Source organism: Paenibacillus cellulositrophicus (assembly GCF_009363095.1).
GTDB classification, from domain to species: domain Bacteria; phylum Bacillota; class Bacilli; order Paenibacillales; family Paenibacillaceae; genus Paenibacillus_AQ; species Paenibacillus_AQ favisporus.
In genome coordinates this window covers 3471544-3487287 of record NZ_CP045295.1, presented here as the reverse complement: position 1 = coordinate 3487287, position 15744 = coordinate 3471544, and the positions used below count along the sequence as shown (strand labels likewise).

At 55.7% G+C, this 15744-nt stretch carries 16 protein-coding genes; 10 read left to right on the top strand and 6 right to left on the bottom strand.

Features of this window, described 5'->3' with window-relative positions:
- Nucleotides 1-27 precede the first annotated feature (27 nt).
- Complete coding sequence (locus GCU45_RS15565) at nt 28-771, bottom strand: MBL fold metallo-hydrolase (RefSeq protein ID WP_425281193.1); 744 nt, start codon at nt 769-771, stop codon at nt 28-30.
- Nucleotides 772-974: 203 nt separating this feature from the next.
- Nucleotides 975-1943, bottom strand: coding sequence for a hypothetical protein (locus GCU45_RS15560; protein WP_152399580.1), 969 nt, complete (start codon nt 1941-1943; stop codon nt 975-977).
- Nucleotides 1944-2225: 282 nt separating this feature from the next.
- On the opposite strand from GCU45_RS15560, the gene GCU45_RS15555 reads away from it, so the two are divergent.
- The 3 genes from GCU45_RS15555 (at nt 2226) to GCU45_RS15545 (ending at nt 5092) form a co-directional block, all read left to right on the top strand.
- Nucleotides 2226-3284, top strand: coding sequence for a Delta(5) desaturase DesA (locus tag GCU45_RS15555; protein ID WP_152399579.1), 1059 nt, complete (start codon nt 2226-2228; stop codon nt 3282-3284).
- 69 nt (nt 3285-3353) lie between these two features.
- Nucleotides 3354-4496, top strand: coding sequence for a sensor histidine kinase (locus GCU45_RS15550; RefSeq protein WP_152399578.1), 1143 nt, complete (start codon nt 3354-3356; stop codon nt 4494-4496).
- Nucleotides 4493-5092, top strand: a complete 600-nt coding sequence (locus tag GCU45_RS15545; RefSeq protein WP_116233021.1) for a response regulator transcription factor — start codon at nt 4493-4495, stop codon at nt 5090-5092. Before GCU45_RS15550 ends, GCU45_RS15545 begins: the two co-directional genes overlap by 4 nt.
- Nucleotides 5093-5133: 41 nt before the next feature.
- Here the strand turns inward: GCU45_RS15545 and GCU45_RS15540 are convergent, their stop codons facing one another.
- On the bottom strand, nt 5134-6546 hold the full coding sequence (locus GCU45_RS15540) for a sensor histidine kinase (protein ID WP_152399577.1): 1413 nt from the start codon (nt 6544-6546) through the stop codon (nt 5134-5136).
- Nucleotides 6524-7261 (bottom strand): response regulator transcription factor, encoded by a 738-nt coding sequence (locus tag GCU45_RS15535; RefSeq protein WP_152399576.1) that lies wholly within the window; start codon nt 7259-7261, stop codon nt 6524-6526. Before GCU45_RS15535 ends, GCU45_RS15540 begins: the two co-directional genes overlap by 23 nt.
- 164 nt (nt 7262-7425) lie before the next feature.
- On the opposite strand from GCU45_RS15535, the gene GCU45_RS15530 reads away from it, so the two are divergent.
- The 5 genes from GCU45_RS15530 (at nt 7426) to GCU45_RS15510 (ending at nt 12496) form a co-directional block, all read left to right on the top strand.
- Nucleotides 7426-8328 (top strand): hypothetical protein, encoded by a 903-nt coding sequence (locus GCU45_RS15530; RefSeq protein WP_152399575.1) that lies wholly within the window; start codon nt 7426-7428, stop codon nt 8326-8328.
- A 224-nt stretch (nt 8329-8552) separates the two neighbouring features.
- Entirely contained in the window at nt 8553-9653 is a 1101-nt protein-coding gene (locus GCU45_RS15525; RefSeq protein WP_152399574.1) for a threonine aldolase family protein, read from the top strand.
- Nucleotides 9654-9792: 139 nt separating this feature from the next.
- Nucleotides 9793-10299, top strand: coding sequence for a DedA family protein (locus tag GCU45_RS15520; RefSeq protein WP_076173067.1), 507 nt, complete (start codon nt 9793-9795; stop codon nt 10297-10299).
- A 93-nt stretch (nt 10300-10392) separates the two neighbouring features.
- Nucleotides 10393-10992 carry a peptide-methionine (S)-S-oxide reductase MsrA gene (locus GCU45_RS15515; RefSeq protein ID WP_280117556.1) on the top strand — a complete coding sequence of 200 codons (600 nt, stop codon included), beginning with the start codon at nt 10393-10395 and terminating at the stop codon, nt 10990-10992.
- A gap of 325 nt (nt 10993-11317) precedes the next feature.
- Nucleotides 11318-12496 carry an MFS transporter gene (locus tag GCU45_RS15510; RefSeq protein WP_341874518.1) on the top strand — a complete coding sequence of 393 codons (1179 nt, stop codon included), beginning with the start codon at nt 11318-11320 and terminating at the stop codon, nt 12494-12496.
- A gap of 136 nt (nt 12497-12632) precedes the next feature.
- On the opposite strand, the gene GCU45_RS15505 is transcribed toward GCU45_RS15510, so the two are convergent.
- Nucleotides 12633-12923: a transporter gene (locus GCU45_RS15505; protein ID WP_152399572.1), complete on the bottom strand. Its 291-nt coding sequence runs from the start codon at nt 12921-12923 to the stop codon at nt 12633-12635.
- A gap of 46 nt (nt 12924-12969) precedes the next feature.
- Complete coding sequence (locus GCU45_RS15500; protein ID WP_105445196.1) at nt 12970-13287, bottom strand: LSm family protein; 318 nt, start codon at nt 13285-13287, stop codon at nt 12970-12972.
- A 211-nt stretch (nt 13288-13498) separates the two neighbouring features.
- On the opposite strand from GCU45_RS15500, the gene GCU45_RS15495 reads away from it, so the two are divergent.
- Both GCU45_RS15495 and GCU45_RS15490 read left to right on the top strand, forming a co-directional pair.
- Entirely contained in the window at nt 13499-14782 is a 1284-nt protein-coding gene (locus tag GCU45_RS15495; RefSeq protein WP_341874517.1) for a serine hydrolase domain-containing protein, read from the top strand.
- A 70-nt stretch (nt 14783-14852) separates the two neighbouring features.
- A complete protein-coding gene (locus GCU45_RS15490) occupies nt 14853-15701 on the top strand; it encodes a MurR/RpiR family transcriptional regulator (RefSeq protein ID WP_076173063.1) in 849 nt (282 codons plus the stop codon).
- Nucleotides 15702-15744: the final 43 nt, after the last annotated feature.

The following is a 15744-nucleotide window of genomic DNA, read 5'->3' as shown; positions in this document are numbered from 1 at the left end:
CAGCTTTTTTGTTCCAGCCGCTGGGGCTCAGTCCATATCCACCAGCGCTTCAAGTTGAGCCCGAATGGCGCCGCGGGCGAATCCGCCATGATAACAAATGACGTTCTCGATCTCGTAATTCAGATACCTCTGCAGCGAATGTACCGCCGCGTCCATATCCGGCGTGGAAGGGCCGTGGGGTCCCATCAGCTTGCCGTTAACGCTGAACATCGCATCCCCGGCAACCAGCGTTTGGCTCCGGTGCAGATACAGACTGAGGTGTCCCGGCGTATGTCCCGGTGTATAGATCACCTCGATTCCTCCGCAATAGGGCAGCACCTTTCCGTCTTCCAGCGTGTGATCGACCCTGCCCTTAGGCAGGTTGGCGATCAGGAAGGAGACGATCTGCGTGCGCTCACCTTCCGGCAAGCTTTCCAGCTGCCAGGCCATGTGCTCCATTGTGGCCTTCATTAGTGGGAGCTCGCCTTCGATATACGGCTTCTCCAACGGGTGAGCGTATACGTTGATGCTGAATCCGGCTTCCTCCAGAATCTCCGGCAGGCTGCCGATATGATCGATATCCTGGTGGGTCAGCAATATTGCCCGCAGTTGCTCTGCCGGAACGCCGTGCCGCTCCATTTCGTTCCGGATCTGCCCCCACTGGCCGGGCGTACCGGTATCGATCAGCACCGCGTCTTGTCCGTCCCAAACAAGCGTAGGGTGTAACGTTTGGGGGCCGCCAAATCCGTCAATCTGCAGTTCCAGCATGATTACACCATGTTCAATGATCAAGGGAACACCTCCTTTATAGTCAGTTCATAGCGAATGGGATGCGAAGATACATCTCCCTACCAGAATAACGATTCAAGCGGGCCTAAGGATACGTGAACAGCGTGCCGCTCGAAAAAAACATTTCCGGACCAGGCAGCGAAGGACCGGACCCCACATAAAAAAAGCGGTAAGGCCCATGGGCCTCCCGCTATACTCGCAAAACGTTAGGATTTTTTCTTGTCGGAGCCTCCAAAGTTCAGGCCGAGCTCACCGTCATGGCTGCCGACGTTGCCGCCGACCTTAAAGCTGACGCCTTTACCGCCGCCAACTTGCGCTCCGGCATGTGCCCCGAGTCCGTGATCGCCGCCCACATGGGCACCTGCGCTGACGCCGGCCCCCTGCCCGCCACCAACCTGGCTGTTCACATAGGCGCCGACGCCGTGGTCTCCGCCAAGCTGGGCTTCCGTATTCAAGCCGATCCCCTGCTTGATGCCGACATGACCGTCGGCATGGACGCCCAAGCCATATTTGCCGCCCAGTTGGGCGCCGGTATCGAAGCTGAGGCCGTGGCTGCCGCTTACTCCAGCCTCACCTTGCATGCCAAGTCCGTAAGATTCGCCGCCGACATGCGTGCCGGCTTGGGTGCTGACGCCGGTGCTGTCCATCTGGCCGCTGGCGCTAACTCCAACGCCATGTTTTCCCCCGACTTCCATGGAGGTGTTCATCTGAATTCCTTTTGTGGATTCGGCTTTGTGCTCACCCTTTACGGCTTCGCTTTTCACTGGCTCCTCTTTCTTGGCCTTTTCCTTGACGGGCTCGCTTTTTGCCGCTTCACTTTTCACAGGAGCTTCCTTTGCGGCCTCAGGTTTGACTGCCGTATTCTCGGGCTTTGCGAGCTCTGTTTTCTCGGTAGTAGGGTTAATCTTGAATTTGTAGCCTTGGGGCGTAGGTTCAACACGGTTCCAATCATAGGAGAACGGCTGCGGAGCAATGGGGGCAAACGGATAAGGATAGGAGTTAAGCTGCCCGATCGTGTCGTATGCATAGTACGTGCGGTAGGGAACCGGATAGACGTACTGGGGCCACGTATAGGGAAGGGCGTATGGATAAGAGGATCGCTGGTTGTAAGCATAAGCATACGGGTCCACGCATGGCTGCCAGCACGGCCCGTACGGATGTCCATTCGTAATCATGGGGAACCTCCATATTTGAATTTAATACTATAACCTATTCACATGGAGCCCGTGATGACACCCGCCTATGGGTTGTTTCTTCGAAAGAGAAGGTGTATTATTTCCGAGCCTCGCTAAGGTGCCTATTCGCTTGTCTCTCACGCCCCCGTATATGACGTTTGTCATACTCCCTACCTGATGTTCATGACTACTCGGTGAAGGTCTGGTTTTCTATACTTAGGCTAGAAGACGTCCTCGGAAGCCCCGAGTATGACGGCATGCTTCATTCAGGGAGGAAGACAGATGAAAACACAAACCAAGGTCACCAATCTAAAAAAAGAAATGGCCCCCTATGAGAAAAGCAATACGAAATCGAGCATCATACAGGTTGTGACAACCCTAGGACCTCTGTTATTACTCTGGTACGCCGCATATTTAAGCTTATCCGTATCGTATTGGATAACGATTCCTATAACCCTTATTGCTTCCGGATTCGCCATTCGGACCTTTATTATTTTTCACGACTGCTGTCACTATTCTTTCTTTCAGAATCGGCGGGCCAATGAAATCATCGGTATGATTACGGGGATTCTGACGCTTGTTCCGTACCAGCAGTGGAAGAACGAGCACTCCATTCATCATGCCACGAGCAGCAACCTGGATAAACGGGGGATCGGCGATATGTGGGTGATGACCGTGGATGAATATGCCGCGGCGTCATGGACGAGGAGGCTGGCTTACCGCTTCTATCGCCACCCGGTTGTTATGCTCGGACTCGGGCCGATCTTCGTGTTTGTCATATCGTACCGTTTTAACCGTAAAGGAGCGAAGCGGAAGGAGCGCATCAACACTCATGTGACGAATGCAGCGATTGTTGGTTTGTATGCAGTGATGTGCTGGGCGGTAGGCTGGGAGGCGTTCCTGATGGTACAGCTTCCGATTTTATTCGTATCCGGGATGCTGGGTATTTGGCTGTTTTACGTGCAGCACCAGTTTGAAGATTCCTACTTTGAAAATGAGGACGAATGGAGCTACGTAAAAGCTGCGGTGGAAGGAAGCTCGTACTACAAGCTGCCCAAGGTGCTGCAGTGGATCACAGGCAATATCGGTTTCCATCATGTTCACCATTTGAGCCCGAAGGTGCCCAATTACAATTTGGAGAAGGCGCATAATGCGACGCCGCCGCTTCAGAAGGCTACGACAATTACGCTCGCGACGAGCTTGGCCTCTCTTAAATTCCGGCTGTGGGATGAGGAGAACAAAACATTTGTCAGCTTTAAGCAGATCAAACTTAGTCGGCGGCAAACCGAGCGTGGAGCTAAACCGATCAAAGCAAGCAGAGCAAGCATACAAGGGGAATAGCGCTGTTATCCGGCGTTTATGATAAACTACAAGGAAAAACTATCGTTCGCACGTCGGGGGGCAGCGGCCTTGCAGAAATGGTACCAAATTTTCCACAGGAGCACAGGACTGAGTCCTTATGTATGGGTCATCTTTTATATTTTCCCTTTTTACTTCATATTTCGTTCTTCGTCCACGGTTCATGTGGTGTTTGGCACCCTGATGATTCTGGCGTTCTTCGGCTGCTATGTGCTGTCGTTTGTATCCAAGGGCTGGTGGTTGTATTTTTGGACGTCCATTCAGATTCTGATATCCTTGGCCATGACGCTGATCTTCGGATATGTCTATTTCGCGCTCTTCGTTGCGTTCTTTATCGGAAATATTCATCACCGGGTTGGATTCGTTACGCTGTATACGATTCACCTCGTTACGACAATGGTTACGGTGAATTATGAATATGTGACGCAGGATCCCGTCATGATTACCCAAATTCCGTTCGTTCTGATCAGTCTGATCGCGGTGATTCTGCTGCCTGTCACCACATATTATCGGAACAAACGAGGGAAGCTTGAGGTACAGCTGGAGGATGCGAATAAGCGGATTTCCGAATTGGTGAAGCTGGAGGAACGTCAAAGGATTGCCCGTGACCTTCATGATACGCTCGGTCAGAAGCTGTCCCTTATCGGGCTGAAGAGTGATCTGGCCGGCAGATTAATCAGCACAGACCCGGCTCAAGCGCAGTCCGAGATCAACGATGTGCGTCAGACGGCAAGAAATGCTTTGAAAGAAGTGCGGGACATGGTCACGCAGATGCGCGGCACGCGCCTCGAAGATGAGATGTTCCGCATCAAGCAGATCCTTAAGGCGGCCGAGATTGAATTTGTCATGGCAGGAGACCCGATACTCAGCAATACCTCGCTTCTGGTTGAAAATGTGCTGAGCATGTGCCTGAAAGAAGCGGTGACGAATGTGGTCAAACACAGCGGCGCCACCGTCTGCTCGATCGTCATCGAGTCGTCTGCAACTGAGCTGACGATGAAGATCATCGACAACGGGATTGGAATCCAAGTGGACCCGGTCCTGGTCAGAGGAAGCGGTCTGCGCGGGATGAAAGAACGGCTGGAGTTCGTAAACGGCAGCATGGAAATCGCCTCGGGCATCGATCCGGGCACGAAGGTGATCATTAAAGTGCCGAACGCCGTTAAACACCCGGATAAGGAGGTCATCATATGATCCGAATCGTTATAGCCGAGGACCAACGAATGGTGCGGGGCGCGCTTGCCTCGCTGGTCAATTTGGAAAAGGATATGCAGGTTGTGGGCCAAGCGAGCAACGGCGAGGATGCCGTGAAGCTGGTTCAGCAGCTGAAGCCGGATATTTGTATCATGGATATCGAAATGCCGGGGAAGAGCGGACTCGAAGCGGCCGAGGAACTGAAAGGAAGCGGCTGCAAGGTGATGATTCTGACGACCTTTGCACGGTTTGGCTATTTCGAGCGGGCCATTAAGGCCGGGGCATATGGATATTTGTTAAAAGACAGCCCCAGCGAAGAATTGGCAAGTTCCATTCGGAGTATCATGGCGGGCAGACGGATTTATGCGACAGAGCTCGTGGACGATGCTTCCGGTCAGGAGAACCCGCTTACCCCACGGGAAAAGGACGTGCTCGGCCTCATTGCCGATGGCAAGAACACCAAGGAAATCTCCAGTCAATTGGATATCACGCAAGGAACGGTCCGGAACTACATTTCCGTTATTCTGGATAAGCTTCAAGTCACGAATCGGGTGGAAGCCATCACGCGCTTTAAAGAGAAGGGCTGGTTCAAATGATTCGATCCCGATGGCCCCTTGGAATGGATTTTGGATGAACCTTAAGGTTTACCGGGTCCGTTTCCAGGGGGCATTTTTGTATTGGACCCTGTAGCCGTTGGAGCTGCCGGAAAGCTCATCGAAATCACAGCCCCTCCTTCCTGCCGGTTGCCTGCGGCAATGATCCCGCCGCAACGCTCCACAATCGCCCGCGAGATCGCCAGCCCCAGGCCGGACTCTCCGTCCTTGCCCTTTACGAACCGGTGGAAAAGAAAAGGGAGAAGCTCATCCGGAATGCCGGGCCCGTCGTCGCTGATGGTCATTTCGATCCGACCCTCCACGACCTTGGCATGTACATTCATTTGCTCAACGGCATAGCGGGCAGCGTTGGACATGATATTCAGCAGCGCCTGAAGCAGCTTGTCCCGGTCGGCAACGACCTCGAACGGCCCGGACGGCGGGGCGTAATCGATCTTCAGCCGGATCCCTTTTTTGACCAGCAGCGGATTCATGCGTTCCGACGCCTCTGTGATCAGTTCCTGCAGGCACACGGCGTTTTTGCGGAATACGTCTTCTTCGCTATCCAGTTTTGCGAGCAGGGTCATCTCCGTCACCAGCTTCTTGAGCCTGCCGCTTTCGCTGATGATGATATCGAGGCCTTTGCGGATGCGCTCACCTTCAAATACCCCGTCACGAATGCCTTCCGCATAACCCGCGATGGACATCAGCGGGGTTTTCAGCTCATGCGACGCGTTTTGGAAAAACTGCTTCTGCACATGGTTAAACCGGTCCAGCTCCCCGGCCATGTCATACACGGACTCCGCCACGGAGCCGATCTCGCCCCCGGCTCTGACGAAGCGGACCTCAGAAAACCGGCGCTCCTTGACTTTGATCAGCTCCTCCTGCAGGCTCATGAGCGGCCGGATCAGCTTCTTTGTAATAAACAAGCTGAACGCGACCATGAACGCGCCTCCGACGCCAAAAATGATCAGCAGCCGTTTCAGCAGCGCTTGTTCAATCGACTTGACCCGGCTCACCGGCGTGAGCAGGGTAAGGGTCCCCTGGGGCATGATGCTTACGGACGTGATAAACCTTTTGTCCGTCCCCTCTACAATGTCCTTGAAAGCCTGCTCGCCGGAGACGCCCTTCACGGCCTCGGCGATCTTCATGGCGGGATTCGGGGCGGTTACAGGCATGCTTTTCCCCTGGATATCCGTGAAAATGGCCGCAACTCCGCTGGTTTCCGCCATTTTAACCGGCAAAGCAGGCACTGTTGAGGACCAATCCGTGGCAACGGTTTGAATGCTGTCGACCCGCAGTTTGGCGGACATGACGGCTCCCATGGCTTTCAGGTCCTCCTTCTGGGAGCCGATCAGATGGTCCAGCAGGACAAAATGGATCACCACCGCCGTAACGGACAGGACCAGCAAGAGAGCGATCCCGAAGGCTAAATTAATCTGATGCACGAGCTTCATCGTGAACGTCGCCTCCCTCATTTCTTAGCCGGTAGCCATGTCCCCAAATGGCTTCGATCGGCACATGCTCCAGCTTTTTGCGCATCCGTTTGATCAAATGATCGACCGCCCGGTCGCTGCCGAAATAGTCGTCGCCCCAGACCCGGGTCAGCAGCTCGTCCCGCGTGAAGGCGCGGTTCGGATGCTCGGCCAGCACCTGCAGCATTGCGAACTCCTTGCTGGTCATGTCCACTTCCTCCCCGTGCCAGAATACGCGCCGTTCGTCGGGGATCAGCTGCAGCCCGCCCGTTTCGATCCGGGCCGGATGGGACAGGCCCGCTGCGGCATCGCCGGATCCGCTCAGCTTGTACCAGCGCTGGAGCTGCCGTCTGATACGCGCGACGAGCTCGCGGGGGCTGAATGGCTTGACGAGGTAATCGTCGCTGCCCAGCTCCAGGCCCAATATTTTATCGACCTCGTTGTCTTTGGCCGAGATCATGATGATCGGCACTTCCGCCTCCTGCCGGATCCGCCGGCAAAATTCGTAGCCGTCCATGCCCGGAAGCATGATATCCAGGACCCACATGTCCGGCGGTGACGTCCGCCACAGAGCCCAGGCCTCTTCCGCGCTGCCGAGGCCGACCGTGCGGTAGTTTTCTTTTTGTAAATACGCCTCGACAAGATCCCTTATATGTTCATCATCATCGACCACGGCGATGACGTAACTGTTGTTCATCCCATGTACCTCCCGGATTGAAAATTCATCTCCAGTATATCAAGCGGGCGCCTGCGTATGGAGCTCTGCCATTGTTTTTCCATAATTTCTCCCGCGGGCTGCCACAATCGTTCCGTAGACTGGGACATGTAACACCATATCCGAATTAAAGGAGTGCTGAATCAATGATTCGAAACGCATGGTTTAAAAAGACGGTCGCCTCTGCGCTGCTCATGTCCGCCGTAGCGGCTCCGGCCGTAACAAATGCAGACGCGAGTGAACAGCCCCAGGTTCCTTCCGATGTTCCAGCCAAGGTAGCTGCGATACCGGCAATCAAGGGAGTGGTTATGAAATCCGCCATAGCAGATCCGCTCGAGCTGGCCCAAAAATATGCGCCGGACACCGTAGAGGACTGGAAGCAGACATTGGAGCAGTTCAAAAAGGTGGCGGGAGAAGGCCAACGCTTCTTCAGCGTAATCAAAGCGGTTCCGGTGGAAGATGCAGCGAAAGTAAAAGCGGGTGAAGCTTCTCCGGTTACGGAGACGCTTCAGCCGGCAGCGGCAATTCCGGGGGAGAAGATCCGGATTGAAATCCTGGATAAGCTGAAGGACAAGGCGGCCGAGGTGCTGGGTCGGGCAAAGGATCTGGAGCTGGCCGATGTGCCGGGTCAGATCAAGGTGTTCGATAAAGCCGAGGTGCCAGGCCAGATCCTGGAATTGGACAAAGCTGAGGTATTGGGCCAGATCAAGGAGCTGGTGAAATCCGAAGCGGCGGAACAAGCCAAACCTGTGGATGAGGCCAAGGCGCTCGGACCTGCCAAGGTCATCATCTCCAAGCTGGGGGACCTGAAGGTGGAGGCGGCTAAGACTGAGCCGGCGGCGGCAGGCGACTCAGAGCATTCCAAAACTGTGAGCATTGCCGTCAGCAAGGAAGCAAGCGAGTCCGCCATTGCGTTTATGAAGGCTCACATCGCTTTGCATGACGCCGTGGAGTCCAAGGACGAGGCGGCCATCAAGGACGCGCTCGCCAAGCTGCTCGTTCAATACAAGGCGCAGATCAAGGAGCTTGAAGCGGCGGCTCAATCTTAAGTTGAGCAGTCCGTACAGACACATAGAGGAGATATGAAGGCAGTCCCCGTTTCAGTTTCAGCTGGAGCGGGGCTGTTTGCGTACGCAAAAAATTTTGCATCTCCCTTTCAAGATTTAGTATGCTAAAGACAGCAAACAACGATCGTTGTTGAACATGTCACGTGAACAGCCGGATGCATAGTCCGGTTGCAATGCGCGAGTTGAAAGGGAGTCGGTCCGGACAAATGAATACGGGTAAAATATCATTGGCAGAAGCAGGCAAGCAGGCAGAATATGTACTGGGAGGGCACGGTCCCCGAAATCTGGAGGTGCTGAAGGAGGCCTTCCGGGAGGTGGACGGGTCCCTCGGTGGTGATGCCTACGGCAAAGGCAAGGTGATAGAGGATTTTCAGAACAAACTGGCGGCGTATTTGGGCAAGGAATCGGCCGTCTTTTTCCCGAGCGGGACGATGGCGCAGCAGATTGCGCTGCGGATCTGGTGCGATGAGAAGCAGGTGAAGAAGGTAGCATACCACCCGCTGTGCCACCTGGAAATCCACGAGGAAGACGGTTTAAAAGAGCTGCATCATATTGAACCGGTGCTTCTGGCGGACAAGGATCGCCTGATCCGGCTGGAGGACGTTGAGCGGATGCCGGAGGACGTCTCCTGTCTCCTGCTGGAGCTGCCCCAGCGCGAAATCGGCGGCCAGCTGCCTGACTACGGCGAGCTCGAAGCGATTTCCGCCTATTGCCGCGAAAAGGGCATCCGCCTGCATCTCGATGGAGCGAGGCTGTTCGAGGTTACGCCTTACTATGGAAAAACCGCCGCGGAAATTTGCTCGCTATTCGACAGTGTCTACGTTTCTTTTTATAAAGGTATCGGAGGCATTTCCGGTGCGGTCTTGGCGGGAAGCCCGGATTTTACAGAGCGGTCCAAGGTATGGAAGAGACGGCACGGCGGGGATCTGTTCAGCCTGTATCCTTATGTAGTCAGCGCCGATTACTATTTTGACCGGCGTATTGGACGGATGGAGCAGTATTATGAGGAAGCCAAAGAGCTTGCAGTACTCTATAACGAATGCCACGGCGTCACCACAAGGCCGGCCGTTCCCGTATCGAATATGTTTCACGTCCATATCCAGCTTGGCAAAGAGCGGATCGAGGCGCTCCTGGTGGATATCATCAGCGAAACAGGCATTCAATTGAATCATTATGTGAAAGATAATGGGGATTCGGAGTCCTCCTATGAAGTCAGCATCGGGGACTTGTATGCCAAGGTGCCCAAAGAACGGATCCGGGACGCGTTCCGGGCGCTTGACCGGAAGTTGAAGGAAGAGCTGGGCTAAGAAAGGGTCAAACTGTTGAGGATGGGATTCTCAATGGACCGGAAGGCGGCATAAGTTAAAAGGGGGGCCTGTCTGGCAGCGTGCCTTCAGGGCTTCAGCATGGACTATTTTTGCTGGGTATGGGAGGAACCGAAAGAGTATGGATACGTTGATGGGACTCATTGAGCAGGTGGGTTATTTTGCGTTCTTTTTCGTATTGTGCTTAGGCGTTATTGGCCTCCCGCTTCCGAACGAGGTGGTGGTCATGATCGGCGGGGTGCTTGCCGGGACGGGGCATCTGGCACCGGTCTCTTCGTTTATCACGATTTACCTGGGGATCTGTTCAGGCTTGACCGTCGGCTTTGTCGTCAGCCGTCTGGCGGCAAGCCGCCTGCTCGACCGTCTGACTAGGTCCAAGCGGATGGCCAGGTATATCGATAAAGCGGAGCTGCTGAACCGGAAATACGGCAATATGGCCATGTGCATCAGCGTATTCCTGCCTGTTCTGCGAAACGTGACGCCGTATGCCGTCGGCATGAAAGGGATGGCTTACCGCCGTTTTGCCCTGGTCTCTTACACGACGGCGTTCGTGTGGACGCTGCTGTATTTTCTGATCGGCAGCACACTCGGCCTCCAGGTCGACGATATCAGTACGATGTTCGCCTAAATGTTGAAGGGAGTGAAACCATTGCCCATACAGGATTCCGGATCCCATCATTCTCGAGAGTCAGGTGTTACTCCAGAGATAGTGACGCTGGGGATGGGCTGTTTCTGGAGCCCGGAGGCATTGTTTGGCCATATGCCGGGGGTGATCCGAACGCGGGTTGGCTATGGAGGAGGAACGACATCAGACCCAACGTACCGGAACATGGGTGATCATACAGAGATGGTCGAGGTCGTGTATGACCCTGGCGTCATATCCTTTTCCGACATTCTGAACGCGTTCTGGGACAATCATAACCCTTTTAATATTAACGATTACAAAGGCAGGCAGTATTTGTCGCTGCTCCTCTATCGCGGTGATGGACAGCTAAAGGCGATTCACCAGGTCCTGGCCTGGCGCGAGGAGCAGGGCAAAGGACGGCCGGATACGGAAATCGCTCCCCTTACGGCCTGGTACCCGGCGGAAGACCGCCACCAGAAATACTACTTGAAAAGGCATCCGGATGCGATCGAGCAGTTGAGCCGGCTCTATCCGACGCATGAGGAGCTGGTGAGTTCCACGCTGGCCGCCAGGCTGAACGGACTAGCCAAAGGATACACGAGCCTGGAGCGAATACAAAAAGAGATCCATACCTGGCCACTCGCGGAAGAGGAGCGAAGCCTGCTGCTGGAAACGGCCAAGCGGATTAAATGGTGATATATAACGGACAGAAAACAAACCGAAGGGGATAGGCTCCTTTGGTTTTTTTGTGTAACTTGAATAAACACTTACAAATTGTTAGTTAGTCAAAATAGTAGGATTATCTCCAAATCATTTGCGTTCTTACGATTTGTTTGTACCTTTCATATAATTCAATCAAGCGAAAAGAACGGTGCACGTTGATGTGCCAGACGTGGCCCGGCGCTGTACCGCTCTTGCGCTCATTGATTCTATGAGTATCGGCTTCAGGGTGCAACCAAGGCATGTGCCGGCCATGCCTCGGATCCACCGGCTGCCGGTCGTATATATGGAGGGTATGAACATGATCCAACAAATGAATCGGTTCTATATTTATTTACTGACGCTGGGCGTTTTCCTGACGGCCACCTCGGAGCTGATCGTCAGCGGCGTGCTCAGCGAGATCGCCGGTGATATGAACGTTTCCGTCGGTGCAGCAGGGCAGCTGATTACGGCATATTCTTTAGCTTTTGCGATCGGCACGCCGGTCTTGATTTCGCTGACCTCCCGTCTCGGCAGAAAAAAGGTGATGCTGGGTTCGCTGCTGGTTTTCGCAGCCGGCTGTGGACTGTCCTTCGCCAGCACCCAATTTGTCCTGCTGATTGCGTCGCGCATCATTCTGGGCATCGGTTCGGGCGTGTACCTGGTCGTTGTATTCAGTGCCGCCGCCAAGCTCGTCCCGGCGGAGAAGGTCGGCAGCGCCATCGGCACGATTATTCTGGGCTTCAGCTTGGCCATGGTGTTGGGGGTCCCGCTTGGCATCGCCATTACGGGCTGGATCGGCTGGAGAATGATCTTCGTCCTGCTGGGAGCGCTGAGCCTGCTGATCATGGCGGCGATTTACCGGCTTCTCCCTGCCGTGGAAGGTGATGAGCCCGTCTCCTTGGGACGCCAGCTGCGCCTGCTGGGCAGCGGAGTTATCGTGAGTGCTCTGTTCATTACGCTGTTCCGGGAGACCGGGAATTCGGTGATGTATACCTATATGACCCCGTTTTTGCAAAGCGTACTTCACATGAACGCCGCAGGCGTGGCGGTGACCATGCTGGGCTTCGGCATTCTCGGGGTGATCGGCTCCCGTCTGGGAGGCTACGCCGTGGACCGGTGGGGGGCCGTACGCATTCTGCTAGCCGGTCTGCTCGTCCATGCCGCGGCCCTGGCGCTGCTGCCGGCGTTTTCCTCCTGGCTCGTTCCGGATCTCATTCTGATCGGCGTGATGATGTTCGCCATGTTTGTAACGGCACCGGCCATTCAAACTTACTTTATCCAGCAGGCGCCGGAATCCTCCGATCTCGTGCTCAGCTTGAATACGTCGGTGACGCATTTAGGCTTGGCGGCGGGGGCAGGCATGGGAGGAGCCGTGATCAGCGCCACCTCCACCGTGCTGTATAATCCTTGGGTCGCGGGTCCGGTGGTAGCGCTGGGCCTGGGAGCCGCTATCGTCTGCTTCTTTCTTGGCAGGAAGGCATACCGGAGGCTGGCGTGACGGTTACGGCTGCGGCTGCCATCCTGAGCGTGTATGATCCATGCTGAGCGTGTATGACCCGTGAAAAAGCGGCGGTACGCCGGGAGCGTCAGGGACGCTTTCCGGATACCGCCGCTTTGTCGTGCAGCAGGTGTTTCTAGAAGCAGGTGAACGATTGGATGGTTCTGAGGTCGAGCCCCGTGTACATCCAGAAAAATCCGTTCCAGCGGAATCCGGCAACGGAGGTCCGGCCGACGAAGACGGGATAGAACCAGAAGCCCGGACCGCGTACGGGCCAAATGAACGTATTGCGGAAAAGGCAGCCGGAGATCGCGCCGGGATCAACGGCGAGCGCCGATGCGCCGGTTTGTGCAGGCGTAAATTGCGGCGGCGGGGATGAAGGCGGCTGCACCTGGCCTTGAGGGCCGAAGGGGGGCATGAATGCCATGGGAATGACTCCTTTCTTTGCTCATTTGAGCATAGTTATGGCGAGCTTACGCTAATAAGCTGATGACTAGCAGTTCGTACAGGACCAGAGGCAGGATGGTTTGGTTAAAGAAAGGGGGGCGTCCGGGGATGAAAGCCCGGTGTCCGGGTGACTGCGGAATTTGGATATACACGATACCCTTGTCGCAGTGCAAGAGGGTTCCTTCAAATACATCGCCGTCCAGCGTTTCGATCCGGACATGCTTATTGACATGTTGGCGGCACAGCTGCTTGAAGCGTTCCCGAGCCGAATGAAGCGTTTGGCTCATATGAGGCTCTGCCTGGTACAGCGTTTGGTGCTGATAGCCTGAATATTGCACACTCATGACGTTGACCTCCGTTTGGAATTGACCTGCTGCATCCTATGCAGATGCCCAGGCGGAAGTGTCTTAAAATGAACGAAATGTCATACACATTAGTAGGAACGGTCCTTAATGACCGTGGATCAATGGATTCCGCCAAACTTTAAATAAAAATTTCTAAATAATCGTTGTAAGTTGAAATAAAATTTCGCAAGCGATATAATAGGCACCAGAAATGTTAACATCTCAAGGCAGCATACAGGTAAGTTTGTTTGGCCTATTGGCGAGCGTATATGGATATGCTCCGTCAGTTCTGAACATTTTTGCGCCGCCTATAAAGTCAGCCGACGACCCTGGAGGGAGCCGAAAATCGGGAGGGAAGATCATGTACGCTGGTATAGCGGAAGGCGCCAAGGCGCTTGGACTGGACCCCAAAGGGCTCGAGGCCGCCGGGCGTGCCATTGAGCGGGAGATGGCCGCTGGGGTAATACCCGGGGCGGTGCTGGCCGTCACCCGGCACGGGAAGGAATGGGTTTATGCAGCGGGGAGCGCAAACCCGGGTTCGGATCATCCGCTCCCGGCCGGGCCGGATGTCCTGTATGATTGTGCTTCGCTGACCAAGGTGAGCGTCACGCTGCCGCTTGTGCTCGGACTGATCGATGACGGCGTCCTGACGCTTGGTACAAAGGTTGCCGCCTGGATCCCTGAGTTTACCGGTGAGGGGCGGGAAGAGGTGACGATCGGGCAGCTGCTCACCCATACCTCCGGTCTGCCGGCGGATCGAAATATCCACGCGCACGGCTGGACGCAGCCCCAAATGTGGGAGGCGGTCACCGGCGTAGCGCTGCAGTATCCGCCGGGTACGGCCGCCGTCTACAGCGATCTCGGCTTCCTCCTTCTCGGCCGGATCGTCGAGAAGGCGGCGGGCATGCCTCTGGACCAGGCGGCCAAGGCGCGCATTTGGGAGCCGCTCGGCATGGCCGGCGCCGTCTTCGCCCCGCCAGCCGGGCTGCGGGCGCTGACCGCCCCGACGGAATATGACCACGCTGCCGGCGGTCATCTCCAAGGGGTGGTCCACGACGAGAAAGCCCGCGCCCTCGGCGGCGTCTGCGGGCACGCCGGCCTGTTCGCCACCGCCGGCGACCTGGCGCGCTATGCGCGGATGTGGCTGGCCGGCGGCGCCGTGCCAGAGCCGACCGCGCCGGGCGGCCAGCCGCAGCGTGTCTTGTCGGCGGCGGCCGTCAGGGCCGCGACCCGGACCCATACCGCCGGCATCGCCGGGGCAAACCGGGGGCTCGGCTGGGTCCTCAAAGGGGACCGCTGGGACGCCTCCGGCGACTGGATGGGCCCGCGCAGCTACGGGCACACCGGGTTTACCGGGACCAGCCTGTGGGTGGAGCCCGATCTGGACCTGGCGGTGGTGCTGCTCACCAACCGGGTCTATTACGGCCGAAGCGGCAGCGTTGGCGTGCTGCGGGCGGCGGTGCACAATGCGATTACCGCCGCCGTCAGAGATTGATAACGATGCGAACGAGAATGAGCAGGGATGAGATCTGCTACGATACGATACGGGCAAAGGAGAGAGCATCATGAACGGGGGACTAGTCAGACTGCGAGAGATTTTGGACGACCTTACGCCCTCAGAGCGCAAAGTGGCTGAATACATTATCAGCTATCCGCACAGCATACTCGACATGTCCGTAGCGCAGCTGTCTGCGGAAAGCGGCGGCAGCCAGGCGGCGATCATCCGCTTGTGCAAATCCATGGGGGTGAAAGGATACCCGGAGCTGAAGCTGAAGGTGGCCGGGGACCTGAACCAGAACGAGGAGCGCTATGAGTACCGGGAGATTCGTCCGGGCGATTCCATGGAGCAAATTATTCAAACCGTGTCCGCCAACAACATTCAGTCGATCCGGGACACGGTAACGATTCTTGATCCGAAAACCGTGGACCTGGCTGTGGAGGCGTTAAGCCAAGCCTCCCGAATTTTTTTCTACGGGCTCGGGGCTTCCCATCTGATTGCGCAGGATGCGCATCACAAATTTTTGCGGATCAACAAGACAAGCCATTCCTTTACCGATCCGCATCTGGAGCTGACCTCGGCGGTCATGCTGAATCCGGGCGACGTGGCGGTCGGCATTTCGTATTCGGGCGAGACGGCTCACGTCATCGAATGCCTGAAGGAGGCGCGCGCCTGCGGAGCCAAGACGATTTCCATCACCAAGTACGGCAACAATGCCGTGTCGGCGCAGGCCGATTATCCGCTCTACACGTCATCGACGGAGAACGAAATCCGCAGCGGCGCGATGTCGTCGCGGATGACCCAACTGAACGTCATCGATATTTTATATTTGGGCGTGGCCAGCCGGGAATACGATCAATCGGTCCGGTATTTGAAAAAAAGCCGGGAGATTATCAAGCGCCTGACAGGCCGTTGATCGAAAATGGCTTATCCTTATCCTAATACATCCTCTTTCCTGG

Coding starts and splice junctions, on each gene's coding strand:
- GCU45_RS15560 (WP_152399580.1), bottom strand. CDS start 1,943: ATGATTACGAATGGACATCCGTACGGGCCGTGCTGGCAGCCATGCGTG.
- GCU45_RS15555 (WP_152399579.1), top strand. CDS start 2,226: ATGAAAACACAAACCAAGGTCACCAATCTAAAAAAAGAAATGGCCCCC.
- GCU45_RS15545 (WP_116233021.1), top strand. CDS start 4,493: ATGATCCGAATCGTTATAGCCGAGGACCAACGAATGGTGCGGGGCGCG.
- GCU45_RS15540 (WP_152399577.1), bottom strand. CDS start 6,546: ATGAAGCTCGTGCATCAGATTAATTTAGCCTTCGGGATCGCTCTCTTG.
- GCU45_RS15535 (WP_152399576.1), bottom strand. CDS start 7,261: ATGAACAACAGTTACGTCATCGCCGTGGTCGATGATGATGAACATATA.
- GCU45_RS15530 (WP_152399575.1), top strand. CDS start 7,426: ATGATTCGAAACGCATGGTTTAAAAAGACGGTCGCCTCTGCGCTGCTC.
- GCU45_RS15525 (WP_152399574.1), top strand. CDS start 8,553: ATGAATACGGGTAAAATATCATTGGCAGAAGCAGGCAAGCAGGCAGAA.
- GCU45_RS15520 (WP_076173067.1), top strand. CDS start 9,793: ATGGATACGTTGATGGGACTCATTGAGCAGGTGGGTTATTTTGCGTTC.
- GCU45_RS15515 (WP_280117556.1), top strand. CDS start 10,393: ATGGGCTGTTTCTGGAGCCCGGAGGCATTGTTTGGCCATATGCCGGGG.
- GCU45_RS15510 (WP_341874518.1), top strand. CDS start 11,318: ATGATCCAACAAATGAATCGGTTCTATATTTATTTACTGACGCTGGGC.
- GCU45_RS15505 (WP_152399572.1), bottom strand. CDS start 12,923: ATGGCATTCATGCCCCCCTTCGGCCCTCAAGGCCAGGTGCAGCCGCCT.
- GCU45_RS15500 (WP_105445196.1), bottom strand. CDS start 13,287: ATGAGTGTGCAATATTCAGGCTATCAGCACCAAACGCTGTACCAGGCA.
- GCU45_RS15495 (WP_341874517.1), top strand. CDS start 13,499: ATGTTAACATCTCAAGGCAGCATACAGGTAAGTTTGTTTGGCCTATTG.
- GCU45_RS15490 (WP_076173063.1), top strand. CDS start 14,853: ATGAACGGGGGACTAGTCAGACTGCGAGAGATTTTGGACGACCTTACG.